General features: G+C 70.3%; 19 protein-coding genes, 3 tRNA genes and 1 pseudogene. 18 read left to right on the top strand and 5 right to left on the bottom strand.

All coding sequences use genetic code 11. The features are described from left to right. Positions 1-7 precede the first annotated feature (7 nt). Positions 8-217: a heavy-metal-associated domain-containing protein gene (locus tag FPT20_RS13295; protein WP_158866009.1), complete on the bottom strand. Its 210-nt coding sequence runs from the start codon at positions 215-217 to the stop codon at positions 8-10. Positions 218-381: 164 nt separating this feature from the next. On the opposite strand from FPT20_RS13295, the gene FPT20_RS17850 reads away from it, so the two are divergent. Together FPT20_RS17850 and FPT20_RS17845 are read left to right on the top strand one after the other, a co-directional pair. Further along, positions 382-1071 (top strand): tyrosine-type recombinase/integrase, encoded by a 690-nt coding sequence (locus FPT20_RS17850; protein WP_199245784.1) that lies wholly within the window; start codon positions 382-384, stop codon positions 1069-1071. Between the two features lie 21 nt (positions 1072-1092). After that, positions 1093-1482, top strand: a pseudogene (locus FPT20_RS17845) (tyrosine-type recombinase/integrase); the annotation flags it as partial. Between the two features lie 72 nt (positions 1483-1554). Here FPT20_RS17845 and FPT20_RS13285 read toward each other — a convergent pair. The 3 genes from FPT20_RS13285 to FPT20_RS13275 form a co-directional block, all read right to left on the bottom strand. Further along, positions 1555-1630: transfer RNA gene (locus FPT20_RS13285), tRNA-Phe, on the bottom strand. A gap of 91 nt (positions 1631-1721) precedes the next feature. Continuing rightward, a tRNA-Asp gene (locus FPT20_RS13280) sits at positions 1722-1798 on the bottom strand. Between the two features lie 41 nt (positions 1799-1839). Beyond that, a tRNA-Glu gene (locus FPT20_RS13275) sits at positions 1840-1912 on the bottom strand. Between the two features lie 352 nt (positions 1913-2264). Here FPT20_RS13275 and FPT20_RS13270 point away from each other — a divergent pair. Together FPT20_RS13270 and FPT20_RS13265 are read left to right on the top strand one after the other, a co-directional pair. Next, on the top strand, positions 2265-3566 hold the full coding sequence (locus FPT20_RS13270) for a M23 family metallopeptidase (RefSeq protein WP_158866007.1): 1302 nt from the start codon (positions 2265-2267) through the stop codon (positions 3564-3566). After that, on the top strand, positions 3559-4908 hold the full coding sequence (locus FPT20_RS13265) for a C40 family peptidase (protein ID WP_158866005.1): 1350 nt from the start codon (positions 3559-3561) through the stop codon (positions 4906-4908). The genes FPT20_RS13270 and FPT20_RS13265 overlap by 8 nt, the downstream gene beginning before the upstream one ends. An 82-nt stretch (positions 4909-4990) precedes the next feature. Here FPT20_RS13265 and FPT20_RS13260 read toward each other — a convergent pair whose 3' ends face one another. Next, a complete protein-coding gene (locus FPT20_RS13260; protein WP_158866003.1) occupies positions 4991-5482 on the bottom strand; it encodes an inorganic diphosphatase in 492 nt (163 codons plus the stop codon). Positions 5483-5525: 43 nt separating this feature from the next. Between FPT20_RS13260 and tilS the strand changes: the two genes are divergently transcribed. The 14 genes from tilS (at position 5526) to FPT20_RS17840 (ending at position 17798) form a co-directional block, all read left to right on the top strand. Next, complete coding sequence (tilS, locus tag FPT20_RS13255; RefSeq protein WP_158866001.1) at positions 5526-6617, top strand: tRNA lysidine(34) synthetase TilS; 1092 nt, start codon at positions 5526-5528, stop codon at positions 6615-6617. A gap of 15 nt (positions 6618-6632) precedes the next feature. Further along, positions 6633-7184, top strand: a complete 552-nt coding sequence (hpt, locus tag FPT20_RS13250; protein WP_158865998.1) for a hypoxanthine phosphoribosyltransferase — start codon at positions 6633-6635, stop codon at positions 7182-7184. A gap of 100 nt (positions 7185-7284) precedes the next feature. After that, on the top strand, positions 7285-9288 hold the full coding sequence (gene ftsH / locus FPT20_RS13245) for an ATP-dependent zinc metalloprotease FtsH (protein WP_158865996.1): 2004 nt from the start codon (positions 7285-7287) through the stop codon (positions 9286-9288). A gap of 13 nt (positions 9289-9301) precedes the next feature. Beyond that, entirely contained in the window at positions 9302-9880 is a 579-nt protein-coding gene (folE, locus tag FPT20_RS13240; RefSeq protein WP_158865994.1) for a GTP cyclohydrolase I FolE, read from the top strand. Continuing rightward, on the top strand, positions 9877-10680 hold the full coding sequence (gene folP / locus FPT20_RS13235) for a dihydropteroate synthase (protein ID WP_158865992.1): 804 nt from the start codon (positions 9877-9879) through the stop codon (positions 10678-10680). The genes folE and folP overlap by 4 nt, the downstream gene beginning before the upstream one ends. Next, positions 10673-11080 carry a dihydroneopterin aldolase gene (gene folB / locus FPT20_RS13230; RefSeq protein WP_233265521.1) on the top strand — a complete coding sequence of 136 codons (408 nt, stop codon included), beginning with the start codon at positions 10673-10675 and terminating at the stop codon, positions 11078-11080. Before folP ends, folB begins: the two co-directional genes overlap by 8 nt. After that, entirely contained in the window at positions 11077-11622 is a 546-nt protein-coding gene (gene folK, locus FPT20_RS13225) for a 2-amino-4-hydroxy-6-hydroxymethyldihydropteridine diphosphokinase (RefSeq protein WP_158865990.1), read from the top strand. Before folB ends, folK begins: the two co-directional genes overlap by 4 nt. Then, complete coding sequence (locus tag FPT20_RS13220; RefSeq protein ID WP_158865988.1) at positions 11619-12101, top strand: DUF3180 domain-containing protein; 483 nt, start codon at positions 11619-11621, stop codon at positions 12099-12101. Before folK ends, FPT20_RS13220 begins: the two co-directional genes overlap by 4 nt. Then, complete coding sequence (locus FPT20_RS13215) at positions 12085-12570, top strand: PH domain-containing protein (RefSeq protein WP_158865986.1); 486 nt, start codon at positions 12085-12087, stop codon at positions 12568-12570. The genes FPT20_RS13220 and FPT20_RS13215 overlap by 17 nt, the downstream gene beginning before the upstream one ends. Continuing rightward, a complete protein-coding gene (locus tag FPT20_RS13210) occupies positions 12567-14252 on the top strand; it encodes a PH domain-containing protein (protein WP_158865984.1) in 1686 nt (561 codons plus the stop codon). The genes FPT20_RS13215 and FPT20_RS13210 overlap by 4 nt, the downstream gene beginning before the upstream one ends. A 2-nt stretch (positions 14253-14254) precedes the next feature. Continuing rightward, complete coding sequence (locus FPT20_RS13205; protein ID WP_158868168.1) at positions 14255-15091, top strand: Rossmann-like and DUF2520 domain-containing protein; 837 nt, start codon at positions 14255-14257, stop codon at positions 15089-15091. A gap of 53 nt (positions 15092-15144) precedes the next feature. Further along, positions 15145-16020: a pantoate--beta-alanine ligase gene (panC, locus tag FPT20_RS13200; RefSeq protein WP_158865976.1), complete on the top strand. Its 876-nt coding sequence runs from the start codon at positions 15145-15147 to the stop codon at positions 16018-16020. A 33-nt stretch (positions 16021-16053) separates the two neighbouring features. After that, positions 16054-17583 carry a lysine--tRNA ligase gene (gene lysS / locus FPT20_RS13195; protein ID WP_158865975.1) on the top strand — a complete coding sequence of 510 codons (1530 nt, stop codon included), beginning with the start codon at positions 16054-16056 and terminating at the stop codon, positions 17581-17583. Positions 17584-17624: 41 nt separating this feature from the next. After that, complete coding sequence (locus FPT20_RS17840; protein ID WP_199245782.1) at positions 17625-17798, top strand: hypothetical protein; 174 nt, start codon at positions 17625-17627, stop codon at positions 17796-17798. Positions 17799-17801: the final 3 nt, after the last annotated feature.

Raw genomic sequence — 17801 nt, 5'->3', positions numbered from 1 at the left:
TGGGTCTTTAGGCGCGCACAGCGGAGTACCCGGCCTCTTCGACGGCGGCCAGCACGGCAGAGTCGTCGATCGGCTCGGCCGAGGTGACGACCAGCTTCCCGGTCTGCGCGCTCACAGTGAGGGCGGTCACGCCCGCCACCTGCTCGACTTCTTCGCGTACGGACATCTCGCAGTGGCCGCAGGTCATCCCGGTCACCTGGTACACGTTCTCGCTCATCGTCGATCCTCTCGTTGTATACCCCCAATGGGTATAACAATCACGATAACACGTATACCCCCAGAAGGTATTCCGGGATTGTCGAAACAACCCGATAGAGGGGCGACAGGTTCTTGTCAGTAGCCCGGCGGATAATCGACTCATTCGTTTAGGGGGTGTCGGACATGGGATCGATTGAGCCCTACGAGACCGCGGCGGGCAAGCGATATCGAGTTCAATACCGGACGCCTGACCATCGCAACACGATGAAGCGCGGTTTCACCACGAAGCGCGCCGCTGAGTTCTTCCTCTCATCCGTCAACGTCTCGCAAGCCAAGGGTGAGTGGGTCGACCCTACGAAGGCAAGCACTCCGGTTTCGCTCGTGGCCGAGGAGTGGTTTCGTGCCCAGGTGCAGGTGAAACCGACGACTCGCTCGGGCTACCGCTTCCATCTCGACAAGTACGTTCTTCCTCGCTGGGGTAACACCCGACTGGTGGATGTGCGCCACAGCGACGTCCAAACGTGGGTGGGAGAGCTCTCGACCACCCTCGGCCCCTCGATGGTGCGGCAGATACATCTCGTGCTGGCTGGCGTGCTGAAGTACGCGATCCGTGATGGACGCCTCACCCTTAACCCGTCGGACGGGATTCAACTACCGAGGCTGGCATCGCGCGAGCATGGCTATCTGACACACTCGCAAGTGCGTGCGCTGGCGACGGAATGCGGTGACCAAGGTGATGTCGTCCTGTTTCTCGCCTACACGGGGCTCCGCTGGGGCGAGATGGCCGGCCTTCGGATTAACCGGGTCGACTTCGTTCGCCGTCGGCTCGATGTAGCCCGCGCCGTCTCGGAGCCCCGAGGTGTGATCATCTAGGGAACGCCGAAGAACCACGAGCGACGGTCGGTACCATTCCCCGACCTGCTGACTCCACCGCTCGAAGCGCGCTGCGCCGGGCGGGATCCGGAGGAACCGGTCTTCACTGGCGCAGACGGTGGGGTTCTTCGGGCCGGCAACTATCGGAACCGCGTCTTCAACGCTGCCGTCGCACGATGCATGGAGAAGGACGACACTTTTCCGCGGCTCACCCTCCACGACCTCAGGCACACCGCCGCATCACTCGCCGTGTCAGCCGGCGCGAACGTGAAGTCGGTCCAGAGGATGCTCGGCCACGCCTCGGCCGCGATGACTCTCGATGTATACGCCGACCTCTTCGACGATGACCTTGACGACGTTGCGAACGCGCTCGATGCCCAGGCTGCGAAATCAGTTGTAGTCAAAACGTAGTCAGACGGCATTTCGACCGCCTCGACGAGCAAACAAAAAACCCCCGGATTCCGAATAGGACCGGGGGTTTCTTGGTGGCTCCGACCGGCATCGATCCGGTGACCTTTCGATTTTCAGTCGAACGCTCTACCAACTGAGCTACAGAGCCGTTGCCGTTTCCGGCTGTGCCGCATGAGCGGCACCGACCACAGGTGGCCGGTTGAGCGAGAAGCCCTTCCGTGGGGAAGGGCTTCTCGCCGTGGCGACCCTGACGGGACTTGAACCCGCGACCTCCGCCGTGACAGGGCGGCACGCTAACCGACTGCGCTACAGGGCCTGATTGTGTTGCTCTTGAATTGTAGTGGACACCGTTGGACGTGACCCCAACGGGATTCGAACCCGTGCTACCGCCGTGAAAGGGCGGCGTCCTAGGCCGCTAAACGATGGGGCCGGATCGTCCCGAATCGCTTTCGCTTTCCGATGACCACCGACGGTCAAGCATACGGATATCCCGCGAAGAATGCCAATCCGAGGCGCAGCCCGGGCGCGCCCGGGGTCAGGGGACGCCTCCAATCGGGCGACGGGCCACCGGAAATCCGCCGCATGCGGGGGAGGCGATCGTAGTCTCCGGGCAGGCGGTCACCCCCGGCCGCCCGCGCGAGCCGCGCGCCGTTCCCTCCGTTCGATCCCTCCCCGCCGACCTGGGCAGACGGGGTCGCTGTTGCTACAGTGGCAACTGTTGACTACGGGACCCGTGTGACTTGTGTGACTGACGATGCAGAAGTGAGCGGGTCGAGGAAGCGATGAGACGGCACACGAGCACCAGGACACCGTCGAGCGGCGACGGTCTCCCGGCGACCCGTCGGACTCTCCAGGCCGGGCTCCGCGGAGGCATCGCCTCCCTTGCTCTCGCCGCCATCGTCGCCGCCGGGTCGGTCGCCGCGCCCGCTTACGCGGACGCCTACCCGAGCTGGCAGGACGTCCAGAACGCCAAGTCGAACGAGGCTGCCGCGTCAGCCACCGTGGATCGCATCAACGGCCTGATCACGCAGCTGAACGGAGAGGTGGCGTCCACGCAGGCTGCGGCCGAGCAGCGGGGAGCGGAGCTCCAGGCCGCCGAGGCGAAGTTCGACGACGCCTCCATGCGCGCGCTCGACCTCGAGAAGCGCGCCGCAGAGAGCAAGCTGAAGGCCGACACCGCGAGCGCGCAGGCCGGCAAGCTGGCCGCGCAGCTCTATCGCACGGGCGGGCGCAACCTGACCGCCAACCTCTTCCTCTCGGGCAACGGCGCAGGCAAGACCTCCCCCGACAAGCTCCTCTCCGATCTGGGCAGCATGTCGAAGCTGGTCCAGCAGTCCGACAAGGTCTACACCGACGCGAAGACGGCGCAGAACACCGCCAAGTCCCTCTCCGACCAAGCCGAGGTGGCGAAGGCGGAGCGGGAGAAGCTCCGCGTCGCCGCGCAAGCGGCGCTGCAGGCCGCGGTGGAGGCCGCCAAGGCTGCACAGGACAAGCTCGCCGAACAGCAGAAGCAGATCGTCATCATGCAGGCCCAGCTGAAGGCGCTGCAGGACAAGACCGCGCAGACGGTCGCCGGCTACGAGGCGGGTGTCGCCGCGGCAGCAGCCGCAGCCGCAGCAGCAGCGGCCGCTCGGGGCGCGGGCGGCCTCCCCGGCGGCTACGTCGGCCCTCAGGGCTGGGCGGTCCCCGCGGCCGGCCCCATCACCGACGGCTTCGGCCCGCGGGCGTCGCCCGGCAACGGCGTCGGAAGCACCTACCACATGGGGATCGACATCGGCGCGGGCTGCAACTCCCCGATCTACGCCGCCCACGACGGCACCGTGATCTACGCCGGCCCCGACGGGAGCTACGGCAACTTCATCCTCCTCGACAACGGCGGCGGTGTGAACACGGGCTACGCGCACATCCGCAACGGCGGCATCCTCGTCGGCATCGGCCAGAGCGTCGGCGCCGGCCAGCCCATCGCGCGGGTCGGCTCGACCGGCGCGTCCACCGGCTGCCACCTCCACTTCGAGGTGCGCATCAACGGGACCAAGATCGACGGGATCCCGTTCATGAGAGACAGGCAGGCACCCCTTGGCTAACGCGAACGAGAAGACCTCCCGCGTCCACCCCGGCATCGCGATCGGGGCGGGCGTGATGGGGGCGGTCACCGCCTCCATCGGCATCGTCACCCCCGCCCAGGCGGTCGATTACCCCTCCTGGAACGACGTGCAGCAGGCGAAGGCCAACGTCGCCAACCAGCAGAAGATGATCGACGACATCACGGCCCTGATCGGCGGCCTCCAGACCTCCGTCGACCAGGCGCGCGTCGATGCCGAGAAGGCGGCGGAGGCCTACTTCCAGGCCAAGGACGCGCTCGACCAGGCCACAGCCAAGTCCGACGACCTCCAGAAGCAGGCGGCAGCCGCCTCCGACAAGGCGAAGACGTCGCAGATGCGCGCCGGCCTGCTCGCGTCGCACCTGGCGAAATCGGGGGGAGGCAACGACCTCACGACCGAGCTCATGCTTAAGGGCGGAGGCTCCGGCTCCGACGCCGACAAGCTCCTGTTCCAGCTCGGAACGATGAGCAAGCTCACCGAGCAGTCGAAGGCCGTCTACGATCAGGCCACCCGCGATAAGAACACCGCCGCATCCCTGAGCGAACAGGCGAAGGTCGCCAAGGCGGAACGCTCCAAGCTCGCGGACGAAGCCACCGCCGCGCTCGCTGCGGCGAAGGACGCCCAGGCGAAGGCGCAGGCCGCCCTGGCCACTCAGCAGGCCAAGTCGACCGAGCTCGTCGCACAGCTCGCGTCGCTCAAGAACACCTCCGTTCAGGTGGAGGCCGCGTACCTGCAGGGCGAGCAGATCAGGGCACAGCAGGAGGCGGCGCGCAAGGCCGCCGAGGAGGCGCAGCAGCGGGCGGCAGCGGCCGCGGCAGCGGCAGCACAGCAGGCCCAGCAGCAGGCGGCGCAGCAGCAGGCGGCGCAACAGGCGCAGCAGGCCGGGAGCGGAGGCTCGTCCTCCTCCTCGTCGAGCGGCGGCGGCAGCGCCCCCGCCGCTCCCAACGGCAACGTCGTGCAGTCTGCGATCTCGTACGCGCGGGCGCAGCTCGGCAAGCCGTACATCTTCGGCGGCGAGGGCCCGGTCGGCTACGACTGCTCCGGTCTCACCATGAAGGCGTACGCCTACGCCGGCGTCTACATCGGCTCGCACTCGGTGAACAGCCAGTACTACACGGCGGCGAACCGTGGACAGCTGGTCTCCTACTGGAGCAAGCAGCCCGGTGATCTCATCTTCTGGGGCAGCGGGCCGGGAAGCTTCTACCACGTGGGCATCTACATCGGCGGCGGCATGATGATCGCTGCGCCGACCGAGGGCGATGTCGTGAAGATCCAGTCCGTGTGGGGCAGCCCGTGGGGGATGGTCGCGCGACCCTCCGCCTGACCCGCTTCCGCTCAGCACCGGTGCGGAAACGAGAACGCCCCCGAGCGATCGGGGGCGTTCCGTGTACCGGGAGGGGGACGGGTCAGTGCCCCTCGGCGGCGAGCTTCGCGATCGCGGCCTCGACGATGCGCTCCGCCTCGGCGGCGTCGCCCCAGCCCTCGATGTTGACGAACTTGCCCGGCTCGAGGTCCTTGTAGCGGGCGAAGAAGTGCTCGATCTCCTTGCGGGTCTGCTCGGGGATGTCGGCGACGTCCTGGATGTGCTGCCAGCGCGGGTCCTTGTAGGGCACCGCGATGATCTTCGCGTCGCCGCCGGCCTCGTCGTTCATGTTGAGCACGCCGACGGGCCGCACCTTGACGCCCACGCCCGGGAAGACCGGGTACTCGAGCAGCACCAGCGCGTCCAGCGGGTCGCCGTCGTCGCCCAGGGTGTTCTCGAAGAAGCCGTAGTCGGTCGGGTACACGAAGCTCGTGAACAGCACGCGGTCGAGGTACACGCGACCGGTCTCGTGGTCCACCTCGTACTTGTTGCGGCTCCCCTTGGGGATCTCGATGACGACGTCGTATTCGGCCATGCCGTGCTCCTTTGTGGTCGTGAACTCGGTCTAACGTTACTAGGTGGCCCCCAACGGTTCCCCGGCAGCTCAGCGCCGTCCGCGCCTGACTCCGGCCATCGCCGACGCGCGTCGCGCGGTCCGCACGGCGCTCGCCGCGGCCTCCGCGCTGCCGGCCGTCGACCCCCGTGACGACCACGGGCCGGCCCGGCCCGGGCCCCTTGCTCCCGGAGCGCTCGTGCTCGTCGGGCTGAGCGGAGGCGCCGACTCGCTCGCTCTCGCAGCCGCGACGGCGTTCGAAGCGCCGCGTGCGGGCTACCGCGCCGGCGCGGTGATCGTCGACCACGGTCTGCAGGAGGGGTCGGCCGAGGTGGCCGAGCGCGCCGCCGCCCAGGCCGGGTCGCTCGGGCTCGAGCCGGTCATCGTCGAACGCGTCTCCGTGGAGGCGCGCGGGGGCCCGGAGGCGGCCGCGCGTGCCGCCCGCCACGCCGCCTTCGACCGCGCGTCGGCAGCGACGGGAGCCGACCGCATCCTGCTCGCCCACACGCTGGACGACCAGGCCGAGACCGTGCTCCTCGGCCTCGCGAGGGGCTCCGGCCCGTCGAGCCTGCAAGGCATGCTTCCCGACACGGGCCGCCTGCTCCGCCCCTTCCTCGGCCTCCGCCGGGCCACCACCCGCGCGTTCTGCGCCGACAGCGGGTTGGAGCCGTGGGACGACCCGCACAACGACGACCTCTCTTATACGCGCGTGCGCGTGCGCCATCAGGTGCTGCCCGTGCTCGAGCGCGAGCTCGGACCGGGCGTTGCGGAGGCGCTCGCCCGCACCGCCGAGCAGCTCCGCGAGGACGACGAAGCGCTCGACGGCCTCGCCCTCGAGTGGGCGCTCGAGCTCGTCAGCCAGGCCGAGGACGGGGCGGTGACGCTCGACGTCCGCGGGCTGGCCGCGGACCCTCCCGCCCTCCGCCAGCGGATCATCCGCCTGGTCGTCTCGACCGAGTTCGGGGTCTCGCTCTCGCGCACGCACACGCTCGCCGTCGCGGCGCTCATCACCGACTGGCACGGGCAGGGACCCGTCGATCTGCCAGGCGTTAGAGTGGTCAGGCGGAACGGGCTGCTCGAATTCCGACCCGATCCGGCCCATCCCCACACCTCCTAAGGACAGCGCCACCCCATGGAACTCACGGACGTTCAGGCCGACCTCACCGAGATTCTGATCACCGAGGAGCAGATAGCCTCGCGCATCGCCGAGCTCGCCCGCCAGATCGAGAGCGACTACGCCGGGAAGGACGTCCTCCTCATCGGTGTGCTGAAGGGCGCCGTGATGGTGATGGCCGACCTGTCGCGCGAGCTCAAGCTCCCCGTGACGATGGACTGGATGGCCGTCAGCTCCTACGGCAGCGGCACCCAGTCGAGCGGCGTGGTGCGCATCCTCAAAGACCTGGACACCGACCTGAGCGGCAAGACGGTCCTCATCGTCGAGGACATCATCGACTCCGGCCTCACCCTGTCGTGGCTGCTCTCCAACCTCCGCAGCCGCGGCCCCGAGTCGATCGAGATCTTCACGCTGCTGCGCAAGCCCGAGGCGGCGCGGGTCGAGATCGACGTCAAGTACGTCGGCTTCGATATCCCGAACAAGTTCGTGGTCGGCTACGGCCTCGACTACGCGGAGCGCTACCGGACCCTCCGCGGGGTCGGGATCCTGGCCCCGGCCGTCTACAGCTGACCGCCTCGGAAGGCCGCCTCAGCGGGCCGCCTCGCGCCCAGAGCGCCCAGAGCGAACACGCAGCGCTCCCACAGCGCCCAGGCGGTACTGTGGTCGCACCATGAACGTCAAGAAGATCTTCCGCGGACCGATCCTGTACGTCGTTCTCGCGATCATCGCGGTGTGGATCGGCTCGAGCCTGATCACGGCGTCCGGTTTCAAGAGCGTCACCACCCAGCAGGGGCTCGACCTCCTGGCCCAGGACAAGGTCTCCAGCGCGAAGATCGTCGACGGTGAGAACCGCGTCGACCTCACCCTGAAGCAGGCCGACGGAGACCTGGGCACGCAGGTGCAGTTCTACTACGTGACCCCGCGCGGCGCCGACATCGTCAAGGCGGTCGACAACGCCAACCTCGCCAAGGGCTATGACGACGTGGTGCCGCAGCCCAACTGGTTCGTCAACATCCTCGGCTTCCTGATCCCGGCGCTGCTCATCGGCGTCTTCTTCTGGATCATGATCTCGGGCATGCAGGGCGGCGGCAACAAGGTCATGCAGTTCGGCAAGTCGCGGGCGAAGCTCGTCACGAAGGAGACCCCGAAGGTCACCTTCGACGACGTCGCGGGCTCCGACGAGGCCATCGAGGAGCTGCAGGAGATCAAGGACTTCCTGAAGGAGCCGGCCAAGTTCCAGGCGGTCGGCGCCCGCATCCCCAAGGGCGTCCTCCTGTACGGTCCTCCCGGCACCGGCAAGACGCTGCTCGCCCGCGCCGTCGCGGGGGAGGCGGGCGTCCCGTTCTACTCGATCTCCGGTTCGGACTTCGTCGAGATGTTCGTCGGCGTCGGCGCGAGCCGCGTCCGCGACCTGTTCCAGCAGGCCAAGGAGAACTCGCCGGCCATCATCTTCATCGACGAGATCGACGCCGTCGGCCGCCACCGCGGCGCCGGACTCGGAGGCGGTCACGACGAGCGCGAGCAGACGCTGAACCAGCTCCTCGTCGAGATGGACGGCTTCGACCCCAAGACCAACGTGATCCTCATCGCGGCGACGAACCGCCCCGACATCCTCGACCCCGCGCTGCTGCGCCCGGGCCGCTTCGACCGGCAGATCGGCGTCGACGCCCCCGACATGCTCGGCCGCAAGAAGATCCTCGAGGTGCACGGCCGCGGCAAGCCGCTCGCCGCCTCCGTCGATCTCGAGGTGCTGGCGCGCAAGACCCCGGGCTTCACCGGTGCCGACCTCGCCAACGTGCTCAACGAGGCCGCGCTCCTCACAGCGCGCTCCAACGCCCAGCTGATCGACAACCGCGCCCTCGACGAGGCCGTCGACCGCGTGATCGCCGGTCCGCAGAAGCGCACCCGGGTCATGAAGGACCAGGAGAAGCTCATCACCGCGTACCACGAGGGCGGCCACGCGCTCGCGGCCGCCGCGATGCGCCACACCGACCCGGTGACGAAGATCACGATCCTGCCGCGCGGCCGGGCCCTCGGCTACACGATGGTCATGCCGCTGGAGGACAAGTACTCCGTCACCCGCAACGAGCTGCTCGACCAGCTGACCTACGCCATGGGCGGCCGCGTCGCGGAGGAGATCGTCTTCCACGACCCGACCACCGGCGCCTCCAACGACATCGAGAAGGCGACCTCCATCGCCCGCAAGATGGTCACCGAGTACGGCATGAGCGCCGACATCGGCTCGGTGAAACTCGGCCAGGCCAACGGCGAGATGTTCCTCGGCCGCGACATGGGCCACCAGCGCGACTACTCGGAGCGCATCGCCGAGCGCGTCGACGCCGAGGTGCGTGCGCTCATCGAGAAGGCTCACGACGAGGCGTGGGAGGTGCTCAACAACAACCGGGCGATCCTCGACCGCCTGGCCGCGTCCCTCCTCGAGCACGAGACCCTCGACCACAACCAGATCGCCGAGATCTTCGCCGACGTGGAGAAGCTCCCGGAGCGCCCGCAGTGGCTCTCGAGCGACAAGCGACCGATCTCCGACCTCCCTCCGATCGCTTTCCCGAAGGCGCCGATCGACGCCGGCGCGGTCGACGGAGGCGTCGACTCCGAGCCGCCGTCGCCCAAGCCGAAGCGGTCGCCCGCCATCAAGCCGCGGCCGGCGACCGCCTAGGGCCGCCGCGCCCATGAGCGCCGTCGACCGGGACCGTATCGCCGCGGCCGTCGCCGAGATCCTCGCCGCCATCGGCGAGGATCCGGCGCGTCCGGGGCTGGAGACGACGCCCGCGCGCGTCGCCGAGGCCTACGCGGAGTTCTTCTCCGGAATCGGCCGCGACGCGGCTGACGACCTCGGCGACCCGGTGCCGCTCGAGGACGGTCTCACGGCCGAGACGGTTCTCCTGCGCGACATCGAGTTCCGGTCCGTGTGCGAGCACCACCTCCTGCCGTTCATCGGCACGGCGCACGTCGCCTACCTGCCCGGTGACACCGTGGTCGGCCTGGGCCGCATCCCGCGGATGATCGAGACGCTCGCCTCCCGGCCGCAGGTCCAGGAGCGCCTGACCGAGCAGATCGCCGACACCCTCGTGGCGGCCACGGCCGCTCGCGGCGTGCTGGTCGTCCTCGACGCCTCCCACGCCTGCGTCACCACGCGTGGCGCGCGGCAGAGCGGCTCCACCACCGTCACCGTCGCCGCTCGCGGCGCCTACACCGAGCCGGCCGCGCGTGCCGAGCTCATCACCCTCATCGGGCGGGGCGTGGCGTGACGCTCATCATGGGTGTCCTCAATGTGACACCGGACTCGTTCAGCGACGGCGGGCTCTGGCTAGAGCCTGAGGCGGCGGTCGAGCACGGCCTCCAGCTCGTCGCCGAGGGCGCGGACATCATCGACGTCGGCGGCGAGTCGACGCGGCCGGGCGCCCTGTACGTCGCCCCCGAGGAGGAGCGCGCCCGGGTCGTCCCGGTCATCGCCGAGCTCGCCTCCCGCGGGATCACCGTGAGCGTCGACACCATGAACGCCGCGACCGCGCGTGCCGCCGCCGAGGCCGGGGCCGCCATCATCAACGACGTCTCGGGCGGCCTGGCCGACGAGACGATGCCCGACGCCGTCCTCGAGACGGGCCTCCAGTACGTCGTCATGCACTGGCGCGGGAGGCTCGACGCGGCCGACTCGAAGGCGGTCTACGAGCACACGGTCGCCGAGGTGCGGCGCGAGCTCTCGCAGCGGGTCACGCGCCTCCTGCAGCACGGCATCGACCCCGACCGGCTCATCCTCGATCCCGGCATCGGATTCTCGAAGAACGCCCGTCACAACTGGCAGGTGCTCGCCGGGCTCCCCGAGATCGAACGGCTCGGCTTCCCCGTGCTCATCGGCGCCTCGCGCAAGCGGTTTCTGGGTGCTCTCCTCCCCGAGGGGGCACCGGCGGTGGATCGCGACGCGCCGACGGCGGTGGTCTCAGCCCTCGCCGCGCAGGCGGGCGCCTGGGCGGTGCGCGTGCACGACGTGCCGTCGACGCGCATCGCGATCGACGTCGTCCGCGCGTGGCAAGCTGGTCGGGATGACTGACCCCATGCCCTCCCTCGCCGCCGAGCCGGCCGAAGCCCCCGTCGACGCCGTCGTCCTGACGGGCCTGCGGGTGCGGGCGAACCACGGCGTCTTCGACTTCGAGCGCGAGAACGGCCAGGAGTTCGTGATCGACGTGACCGCCCGGCTCGACCTGCGCCCCGCCGCCTCCGGGGACGACCTCGCGGCCACGGTCCACTACGGCGAGCTTGCCGAAGAGGTCGTGGCGGCGGTCGAGCGCGACCCGGTCGACCTCATCGAGACCGTCGCCGAGCGTGTCGCGGGCGTCGTGCTCGCACACCCTCCCGTCCACAGCGTCGAGGTGACCGTGCACAAACCGCAGGCGCCGATCTCGGTCCCGTTCGGCGACGTCGCCGTCCGGATCGTCCGGGGCCGGTCATGAGCGGCGGTGTCGTGCCGCGTCCGCGCCGCATGCGGGTCGGAGTTCCGGCCGTGCTCGCCTTCGGCAGCAACCTCGGCGACCGGGCTGCGACGATCCGTGCCGCCGTCGCCGAGCTCGAGCGCGAGCCGGCCATCTCCGTCGAGGCGGTCTCGCCGCTCTACGAGACACCCGCCCTGCGCGTGGGCGGCATCGACCACGAGGCGCCTGCGTACCTCAACGCGGTCGCCCGCATCCACACGCTGCTCGACCCGCTCGGGCTGCTCGCGGCCGTGAACCGCGTGGAGGACCGGCTCGGCCGGGAGCGCGCCGAGCGCTGGGGCGACCGCACGATCGACATCGACATCGTCGACTACGACGGCCGTGAGTCCAGCGACCCGCGCGTGACCCTGCCGCACCCTCGCGCCCACGAGCGCGCCTTCGTGCTCGTCCCGTGGCTCGATGTCGACCCGGAGGCGACCCTCGCCGGGTACGGCCGGGTCGCCGAGCTCGCGGCCCGGGCTACCGATCCGGTCCGCCGGTGGGACGAGAGGGCGACATCGTGAACCGCACCAGGCCGACGACGGTCATCGGACTCGTCGTCCTCGGGCTCGTGGTCGGCTTCCTCGCCGAGCTCACCGCCTCCAGCCTCGGCGCGGCCGTGTTCATCCCACCGCTCACGCTGCCGATCACCCTGCTGGCGGTGTCGATCATTCTCGTCGCCTTCGCCGTGCCGATCCGCCGCGCCGTCCGCGGCCGCAGCACCAAGCGGATCGACCCGTTCCAGGCGATGCGCATCGTGGTGCTCGCGAAGGCGTGCAGCCTGAGCGGCGCCCTGCTCACCGGGGCCGGGGCGGGCCTCCTCGCGTACCTGCTCACCCGCGACGTCATCCCCGGCGGCAACGCCATCCTGCTGACGGCGCTCAGCACGGCTGGCGCGATCGTGCTGCTCATCGCGGGCCTCGTCGCCGAGCTCTTCTGCACCCTGCCGCCCGACGACGGCGACGACGACCACCGGGAGAGCGTCCGTGCCGGAACGCATTGACCTGACCGTCGGCGAGTGGAGGCGCGTCTCGCCGAAGTACGTGGTGGTCGTCATCGTGAGCACGATCATCAGCGGGCTGGTGCTCGCCGCCGCGTCGCTGTTCCTCTGGCTCGTGGCCGGCTGGACCTGGGGCTGGATCCTCCTCGCCGCGGTGGTCGTCGTGTCGGTGATCGCGCTGGTCATCGCACCGCGCCGGGCGCGTTCGATCGGCTACCGCCTCCGTGAGGACGACCTCCTGTTCCGCCGCGGCATCATGTTCCAGCGGTTCGTGTCGGTGCCCTACGGCCGCATGCAGCTCATCGACATCAACCGCGGCCCGGTCAGCCGCCTCCTGGGTCTCGCCGATCTGAAGTTCGTGACCGCCGCGGCCTCGACCGGCGTCATGGTTCCCGGTCTCCCGGAGCCGGAGGCCGCGGAGCTGCGGGACCGGCTCGTCGAGCTGGCGGAGAGCAGACGGGCGGGGCTGTGACCACGCGGATCCCCGGCGGCCCCCTGTCGGCGGAGGAGAGGGCGGCGGAGCGGTTCACCGACGGCGAGTGGCACCGCCTCCACCCGGCGACGCCCCTTCTGCGCGGCGGGATCTTCTTCATCGCCGTGCTCGGCTTCGTGCTGAGCAACCTGCGCGAGCGGATCGTGAACTTCTTCATCGGCGCGCCGGACCTCGGCGGCGACCCCATCGACGCGATCTACAACCGCGGCTGGGAGGGCTGGGCGCTGCTCGCGCTGGCCGTCGTGCTGTCGCTCGTCCTCGCGCTCTTCTACGTCTCCTGGCGGATGCACAGCTTCCGCATCACCGGCGACGCCGTGGAGGTGCGCAGCGGCGTGCTGTTCCGCACGCAGCGCAAGGCGCGCCTCGACCGGATCCAGGGCATCAACGTCGTCCGCCCGCTCCTCGCCCGTATCTTCGGTGCCGCCAAGCTGGATATCTCGGTGGCCGGTCACGACGCGAACGTGCAGCTCGCGTACCTCGGGTCGGCGCTCGCCGACGGGCTGAGGTCCGACGTGCTGAGACTGGCCTCCGGAGTGCGGGCTGCGGAAGCCGCCGAGGCGGCTCGGGAGGCGGAGGCAGAGTCCGCCGGTCTCGTCGGGCCGCCCGAGGGCGGTGTCGCGGCGCCCGCGGGAGCCGCTGTGAACTCCGGCGCGGCCGGAGCGGTCGGCGACCTCGTCACGCGCCGCGTCAACGAGTTCCTCGCTCCCGAGCTCGACCCGAACGCCGCCCCTCCTGAATCGGTCGTGCGGATCCCTCCGCTGAGGCTCATGGGGTCGCTCATCCTGAGCGGGTTCACGGTCTTCGTCGCGTTCGTCGTGGCGATCCTCATCTGGGGCGCGGCGAGCGGCGCGATCTGGCTGCTCGTGGTCGTCCTCCCGGGCCTGCTGGGCTCGGCGAGCTTCTATGTCCGCCGCTTCACGAAGTCCCTGCGCTACTCGATCGCGGGCACCCCCGACGGCGTCCGCGTGGGATTCGGTCTGTTCAGCACGAGCAACGAGACCCTGCCGCCCGGCCGCATCCATGCTGTGGAGGTGCTGCAGCCCCTCCTCTGGCGGCCCTTCGGCTGGTGGCAGATCCGGATCGACACCGCGGGCCACTCGCGCGAGAAGGGAGCCGCGGGCCAGCCCAACACGACCATGCTGCCTGTCGGCGACAAGGCCGACGTGGCGCGAGTCCTCGAGCTGATCCTCCCGGCCTTCGCGACGGAGGAGAACCGGCGGCTGATCGAGGCCGGGATGACGTCACGCGGCCGGGACGGTTTCGTGGGCAGTCCGCGCCGAGCCGTCTGGATCCGGCCCCTCTCGTGGAGGCGCACCGGCTTCGTGCTGCTCGACGATGCGGTGCTCCTCCGTCGCGGTTTCGTGTGGCGGAGCCTCGCGATCGTGCCGCTGGCGCGCCTCCAGAGCCTCGAACTCGAGCAGGGGCCGCTCGACGCCGCCCTGTCGCTCGCGGGTGCGCGCTTCCACACCGTGTCGGGCCCGGTCCGGCCGCGGCTCGCGGCCATCGACGCCAAGCGCAGCGTCGACCTGTTCGAGCGCGTCTCCGAGCGGGCGATCGTTGCGGCGGGCGCCGACCGCAGCCATCGCTGGGGCAGCGCTCCGGCGGCGGAAGGGCTGCACGGCGCGCGGCCCTCGACCGACCCGGAAGGGCACGACCGATGAGCATGCGACCCCCCGTTCCTCCCCTCCCGCCGGGCGTGCCGGCGGTCCCTCCGCACCGCCGTTCGGGGCGACTCGGGCTCGGCATCGTCGGCGCGGGTCGTGTCGGCCCGGTGCTCGGCCTCGCTCTGGCGGGAGCGGGGCACGCGCTGGTGGGCGTCTCCGCGGTGTCCGCCGCGAGCCGTCAGCGCGCCGAGGCGATGCTGCCCGGCGTGCCCATCCTGGATGTCCCGACCCTGGTCGAACGGAGCGAGCTCGTGCTGCTCGCGGTCCCCGATGCCGAACTGCCCGCGCTCGTGGCCGGGCTCGCGGCGACGGGCACGTGGCAGCCGGGCCAGATCGTGCTGCACACGGCGCCCGGCTTCGGAGTCGACGTCCTGCGGCCGGCGGCGGAGGCGGGGGCGATCCCGCTGGCGGTCCATCCCGCCGTCGAGTTCACGGGCACGAGCCTCGACCTCTCCCGGCTGGCCGAGAGCTACTTCGCCGTCACCGCCCCGGCCGCCGTGCTCCCCATCGCGCAGGCGCTCGTCGTCGAGATGGGCGGGGAGCCGATCGTCGTCGCCGAGCAGGACAGGCCCGCGTACGCCGAGGCCATCGCCACGGCGACCGCCTTCTCGCGCTCGATCGTCGACCAGTCGACCGACATCCTCCGCTCGATCGGCGTCGAGAACCCGGGCTCGTTCCTCTCGTCGCTGGTCCGCTCGGCCGTCGACAACGCCCTCACGCGCGCCGGCGCGACGACGCCGCTCGAGGTCGAGGTGATGGAGGCGCTGCACGACGACGACCCCGACGCCGCCGACCCGGGCGACGACGGGCGCGGCTGGTACCTGCGCGGCGAGTAGCCTGGACACGGCCGTTCGCACCCCCACGCGGGCGGCAGCGCAGGAGGGACCCCATGCCAGTCGTCGTGACCACCATCGCCGAGCTGCGCGAGCGCATCGCCGCGGAACGGCGGGCGGCCCTGCAGGATGGCCCCGCCGACGCGCCGGTCGGCCGGGTCGTGCTCGTGCCGACGATGGGCGCTCTCCACGACGGGCACCTGCGCCTGGTCAGCCAGGCCCGCGACCTGGGCGGCTTCGTCGTCGTCTCCGTCTTCGTGAACCCGCTGCAGTTCGGCCCCGCCGAAGACCTCGACCGCTACCCGCGCACGCTCGACCACGACGTCGCGGCGCTCGAGGGGCTCGCCGATGTCGTGTTCGCGCCGAGCGCCTCCGAGATGTACCCGAACGGCGAACCGGCGACCCGCATCACCGCGGGGGAGGCGGGCACCCGCTTCGAGGGAGCCTCCCGCCCCGGCCACTTCGACGGCGTGCTGACCGTCGTCGCGAAGCTGTTCAACATCGTCCAGCCCGACGTGGCCGTGTTCGGCCAGAAGGACGCCCAGCAGGTGCACGTGATCGGGCGCATGGTCGATGACCTCGACCTCCCGATCACCATCGCCGTCGTCGAGACGGTCCGGGAGGCCGACGGGCTCGCGCTGTCGAGCCGCAACCGCTACCTGGAGGGTGACGACCGCCGCGCCGCGGTGGTGCTGTCCCAGGCGCTCGCTGCGGGCGCCGCCGCGGCCGGAGACGGCGTGGAGGCAGTGCTCGCCGCCGCCTGGGAGCGCATCGACGACGAGCCAGCCGTTAGGCTGGACTATCTCGTGATCGTGGATCCGGCGTCGTTCCGCGAGGTGGCCCCCGGCTATCGCGGACCAGCCCTCCTGCTGGTCGCCGCCCGCGTCGGGTCGACCCGGCTCATCGACAACGAGCGCCTCACGATCGCGTAGCACCGTGCCCCACCGCCGAACGGAAAGACATCGATGACCGACGCGCAGACCCCCGCGACCGACCTCGCCGACCTCGAGCCGAGCGAAGACGAGATCAGCGAGCAGAAGGCGGTCCGGCTGGCCAAGCGCGAGCGCCTCCTCGCCGAGGCGCAGAGCGCGGCCGGAGGGGCGTACCCGGTCGACGTGCCCGTCACGACCACCATCCCCGCCGTCCGCGAGAAGTGGGGAGCGCTCCAGGCCGATGAGGCGTCGGGCGAGAGGGTCGGGATCGCCGGCCGCGTGGTGCACCTCCGCAACACCGGCAAGCTGTGCTTCGCGGTGCTGCAGTCGGGCGACGGTTCGCGCCTCCAGGTGATGGTGTCGCTGGCCGCCGTCGGCGAGGAGTCGCTCGCCGCCTGGAAGGAGCTGGTCGACCTCGGTGACCACGTGTTCGTCTTCGGCGAGGTCGTTTCGAGCCGCCGCGGCGAGCTGTCGGTCATGGCCGAGTCGTGGCGGATCGCCTCGAAGGCGCTGCTTCCGTTGCCGAACCTCCACAACGAGCTCAGCGAAGAGACACGAGTGCGTGCGCGGTACCTCGACCTCATCGCGCGCGAGCAGGCTCGCAAGACCGTGCTCGATCGCGCCGCCGCGGTGGCGTCCCTCCGCCGCACGTTCGCCGAGCGGGGCTTCGTCGAGGTCGAGACGCCGATGCTGCAGGTGATGCACGGAGGCGCCTCCGCCCGGCCGTTCGTCACCCACTCCAACGCGTTCGACACCGAGCTGTACCTGCGCATCGCGCCCGAGCTGTACCTCAAACGAGCCGTCGTCGGAGGCATCGAGCGCGTCTTCGAGATCAACCGCAACTTCCGCAACGAGGGCGCCGACTCGACGCACTCGCCCGAGTTCGCGATGCTCGAGGCCTACCAGGCCTACGGCGACTACAACTCGATCGCCGACCTCACCCAGACGCTCATCCAGGACGCCGCCGTCGCCATCTCCGGCTCGCACGTCGTCACCTGGGCCGACGGCACCGAGTACGACCTCGGCGGCGAGTGGGACCGCATCCGCATGTACGACAGCCTGTCGGAGGCGATCGGCGAGGAGATCACACCGCAGACGCCGATCACCCGCCTGCGCGAGCTGGCCGCCGACGCGGGGATCGAGATCGAGCACCCGCTCGCCGGCAAGTACGTCGAGGAGCTGTGGGAGCACCACGTGAAGTCGGGCCTCGTGCGGCCCACGTTCGTGATGGACTTCCCCGTCGACACGAGCCCCCTGGTCCGCGCCCACCGCTCGCGCGACGGCGTCGTCGAGAAGTGGGACCTCTACACGCGCGGCTTCGAGCTGGCCACCGGCTACTCGGAGCTCGTCGACCCCGTCGTGCAGCGCGAGCGCTTCGTCGAGCAGGCGAAGCTCGCCGCGGCCGGCGACAACGAGGCCATGCGGCTCGACGAGGAGTTCCTGCGGGCGCTCGAGTTCGGTATGCCGCCGACGGGAGGCATGGGCATGGGCATCGACCGCCTCCTCATGGCGCTCACCGGGCTCGGCATCCGCGAGACGATCCTCTTCCCGCTGGTCAAGTAGGGCGGCGCGCTCTCAGGGGCGGGCGCTACGATGGGCGCGTTATGGGTGATGTGATCGGCGGAATCGTCTGGGCGCTCGCGCCGACCGTGCTTGTCGGGCTGCTGTTCTGGGCGATCATGCGCGCCATCGTCCGTGCCGACCGCTCGGAGCGCAAGGCCTACAGCCGGATCGAGGCGGAGGAGCGGGCACGCCGCGGTCTGGCGCCGAAGCCCTGACGC

It is taken from the genome of Leifsonia sp. AG29 (assembly GCF_009765225.1).
GTDB lineage: Bacteria > Actinomycetota > Actinomycetes > Actinomycetales > Microbacteriaceae > Leifsonia.
The sequence above is the reverse complement of the archived record's forward strand: the minus strand, read 5'-3'. Positions and strand labels throughout refer to the sequence as shown.

Coding starts and splice junctions, on each gene's coding strand:
- FPT20_RS13295 (WP_158866009.1), bottom strand. CDS start 217: ATGAGCGAGAACGTGTACCAGGTGACCGGGATGACCTGCGGCCACTGC.
- FPT20_RS17850 (WP_199245784.1), top strand. CDS start 382: ATGGGATCGATTGAGCCCTACGAGACCGCGGCGGGCAAGCGATATCGA.
- FPT20_RS13270 (WP_158866007.1), top strand. CDS start 2,265: ATGAGACGGCACACGAGCACCAGGACACCGTCGAGCGGCGACGGTCTC.
- FPT20_RS13260 (WP_158866003.1), bottom strand. CDS start 5,482: ATGGCCGAATACGACGTCGTCATCGAGATCCCCAAGGGGAGCCGCAAC.
- hpt (WP_158865998.1), top strand. CDS start 6,633: ATGGAACTCACGGACGTTCAGGCCGACCTCACCGAGATTCTGATCACC.
- ftsH (WP_158865996.1), top strand. CDS start 7,285: ATGAACGTCAAGAAGATCTTCCGCGGACCGATCCTGTACGTCGTTCTC.
- folE (WP_158865994.1), top strand. CDS start 9,302: ATGAGCGCCGTCGACCGGGACCGTATCGCCGCGGCCGTCGCCGAGATC.
- folB (WP_233265521.1), top strand. CDS start 10,673: ATGACTGACCCCATGCCCTCCCTCGCCGCCGAGCCGGCCGAAGCCCCC.
- folK (WP_158865990.1), top strand. CDS start 11,077: ATGAGCGGCGGTGTCGTGCCGCGTCCGCGCCGCATGCGGGTCGGAGTT.
- FPT20_RS13205 (WP_158868168.1), top strand. CDS start 14,255: ATGCGACCCCCCGTTCCTCCCCTCCCGCCGGGCGTGCCGGCGGTCCCT.
- panC (WP_158865976.1), top strand. CDS start 15,145: ATGCCAGTCGTCGTGACCACCATCGCCGAGCTGCGCGAGCGCATCGCC.
- lysS (WP_158865975.1), top strand. CDS start 16,054: ATGACCGACGCGCAGACCCCCGCGACCGACCTCGCCGACCTCGAGCCG.
- FPT20_RS17840 (WP_199245782.1), top strand. CDS start 17,625: ATGGGTGATGTGATCGGCGGAATCGTCTGGGCGCTCGCGCCGACCGTG.